This window comes from Treponema sp. (genome assembly GCF_045657965.1).
In the GTDB taxonomy this organism is placed as follows: Bacteria; Spirochaetota; Spirochaetia; order Treponematales; family Treponemataceae; genus Treponema_D.
The window spans coordinates 1-2,443 of sequence record NZ_JAZOUG010000024.1; the positions used below are offsets into that span (position 1 = coordinate 1).

3 protein-coding genes are annotated in these 2,443 nt (G+C 33.9%); all 3 read right to left on the reverse strand.

Translation table 11 applies throughout. The features are described 5' to 3' along the window. Positions 1 to 267: 267 nt before the first annotated feature. From ACKI5B_RS00610 to ACKI5B_RS00620, 3 genes are read right to left on the reverse strand one after another with little or no spacing between them, the layout of a single operon-like run. The gene (locus ACKI5B_RS00610; RefSeq protein ID WP_407425014.1) at positions 268 to 1,236 is read right to left on the reverse strand and encodes a replication initiation protein; all 969 of its coding nucleotides are present in this window, start codon (positions 1,234 to 1,236) and stop codon (positions 268 to 270) included. A 1-nt stretch (position 1,237) separates the two neighbouring features. Continuing rightward, positions 1,238 to 1,642 carry a hypothetical protein gene (locus tag ACKI5B_RS00615; RefSeq protein WP_407425015.1) on the reverse strand — a complete coding sequence of 135 codons (405 nt, stop codon included), beginning with the start codon at positions 1,640 to 1,642 and terminating at the stop codon, positions 1,238 to 1,240. After that, positions 1,642 to 2,394 (reverse strand): ParA family protein, encoded by a 753-nt coding sequence (locus tag ACKI5B_RS00620; RefSeq protein WP_407425016.1) that lies wholly within the window; start codon positions 2,392 to 2,394, stop codon positions 1,642 to 1,644. Before ACKI5B_RS00620 ends, ACKI5B_RS00615 begins: the two co-directional genes overlap by 1 nt. Positions 2,395 to 2,443: the final 49 nt, after the last annotated feature.

Below are 2,443 nucleotides of genomic sequence, written 5' to 3' on the forward strand. Positions count from 1 at the left end.
TTTTAAACAATTTTCTGTTGAAAACTTCAAAAAAAGTCACACATTTCCAACGATTCTAAAATGCCTTCTATTTGCTTATCCTATATTGATTTAATCAAACCATACATTTTTCAAGGTCACAGTTTGACAACGAAGAAGTCACAAATTCACAACTTCTTCTATATAAACAAATAGAATACAAATAGTTTTATAAATTTCAACAAATAGTAATATCTGTTAAAATCTTGAAAACCGTTGAATTCCTGTTACTCATTAAAAAAGACCATTTTATAAATTAGCTGTTACCAGAACATAATGTTTATCATTAGGAAGAATAACAGGCTTACTTTTAGAAAGTGTTATTCCAGAATTATCCTGTGCAATTGAAACATTTAAATCCGGGTAATATTTCTTTTTTATTAAATTTATCTGTTCTTTAAGAGTATTCCAGTTTACTCTTTCTTCAGATTCATAGCTTTTTTCCTTTACAGGCAAAAACTGATTTATAAGTGATTCTCTTGAAATAAAAATCGGTTCTGTAATGCTGTTATTTCTGTAAACAAACCAGGCATATAAATCTTTACCGACTACACTTGAAATTTCTTTATAAACAGTATAATTAATCGGAACCGAATGTTCTTTTGAAAGTTTTGTAAATTTATCCGAAAGAACTATTGTTATTCCAATACTCTTTTTTTCCTTTCCATTTTCGTCAATGTCAACATAACTCATTGATTCAAAAAAAGGTACAACACCACTTGAATTCCATGTCGCTGTAACTGTTGTATCAAGTTTTTCATCTTCACTGAAAAATTCTTTAAAGAGATATTTCTGAACATTTTTTACTTTTTTTTCACGGAATACAAATGAAGCTCCTGAAAAACATTCAAGCTGCTCTTTTATTTCTTTACCTCTCTGTTTTGGAAGCTGAAGTTCATCAAGAAGCTGCTGAAGTGAAGAATACTGAAGCACAACCGGGCTGCCAGAGCCGGCTTCCTTGTCCAGAACTGCGTGCGTTGTCATGATTGTGAGAAGAAGCCTTCCGTTTTTTCCGTAAGGAACTTTAATATCACTTGTAAGTTTAAAATTGATATTGTTATATTTCCTTTCAAAGACATTTTTCTTGACATCTTTAAGAGGAAGAGCAGCTGCAATGAAGGGGCTTGCAATATAGCTTCGGAATTTTTTTATAATTTCGCTTGCATTTTGTTCTACAGGAAAGAGTTCCTGCAGATATTTGTTTTCTTCATCAGACATTTTATGATTCCCTGCGTTTGTAAGAGTGAGCACTTAGAGAAACTTTGCCGTTTTCTAAATCTTCCTTGAAATAATCCATTGCGCACATTACAAAGTGGTTCATTGATACATTCTGCATAGCACAGAAGGCTTTAAAGATACTTCTCTCGCCTTTTGACATTGAAACCAGGAATTTTTCTTTTACTTCTCTTCTGGATGCGTTGGAAATTTGTGACTTTGAATCTGCGGAAACGGTTTTGTTTTGAGAAACCTGAGTATTTTCATCAGAATTTGATTTTGAGGCCGTTAAAACCGTTTCTCGTGCGTCTGACGGGGTATTTTGCTGTGAAAAATTGCTGTTTATTGCTTCTTCCAGAGGATTTACTTTTTTGGTAGCACCAGCGCTGAAATTTGCGTTGACTTTCATTATTTTGTCATCTCCTTTATGATTGCTTCAATTGCGTCAGAAGTTTCTTTTCGTGATGAAATTGATTTGTCTGAAACTGCATTTTTAAGAATCTGAGCTTTTACGAAAGCTGTGTCAGTCGGAATCGTAAAAAACTGAGTGTCATCAAAATTTTTCATGAAATTTTCTGCAAACAGTGACTGGAACTTCATACGTTTGTCCTGCTGATTTAAAATTACGAAAGAAATTTTTTCGAGAAGATCTTTACAGCGGATTTCTTTTGTAGTTGTGATGAGGTTTTCTATAAGGGTCTGGAATCCGTCTGCTGAAAACTGATCCAGCTTAAGGACAGGAACAATTACATCTGCACAGTTTGCAATTCCTTTTTCGAAATCCCCAAAGGCAGGTGATGTATCAAAAATAAGATAGTCAAAATCTTTCAACGCTGGAAAAACTGTGTCCTCAAAAACATAGTAATTTCGTGTGCTTGAAGCAAAACTCTGGAGGCCGCCGTTGATGGCAAAAGTCGGAAGAAGAAAGAGATTTTCAAAGTGGCTTTTTACCAGACATTTATCTACGGTTACTTTGCCGTTAAGAACGTCAGAAAGTTCATATTTGAAATCCTTTGAAAGCCATGATGATGAATTACCCTGAGGGTCACAGTCAGCCAGAATAGTTTTAAAACCTTTTCTGGCAAGTTCAATTGCACAGGTCACTGAAATACTGGTTTTGCCTGTACCGCCTTTTCGATTTAAAAAAACGAATGATTTCATGAATTCCTCCCTTTCCATGAAAATACTTAAAAATTATATAAATATATTT

Bases quoted from the DNA above. Each gene is read 5' to 3' on its own strand.
- ACKI5B_RS00610 (WP_407425014.1), bottom strand. From the start codon at position 1,236: ATGTCTGATGAAGAAAACAAATATCTGCAGGAACTCTTTCCTGTAGAA.
- ACKI5B_RS00615 (WP_407425015.1), bottom strand. From the start codon at position 1,642: ATGAAAGTCAACGCAAATTTCAGCGCTGGTGCTACCAAAAAAGTAAAT.
- ACKI5B_RS00620 (WP_407425016.1), bottom strand. From the start codon at position 2,394: ATGAAATCATTCGTTTTTTTAAATCGAAAAGGCGGTACAGGCAAAACC.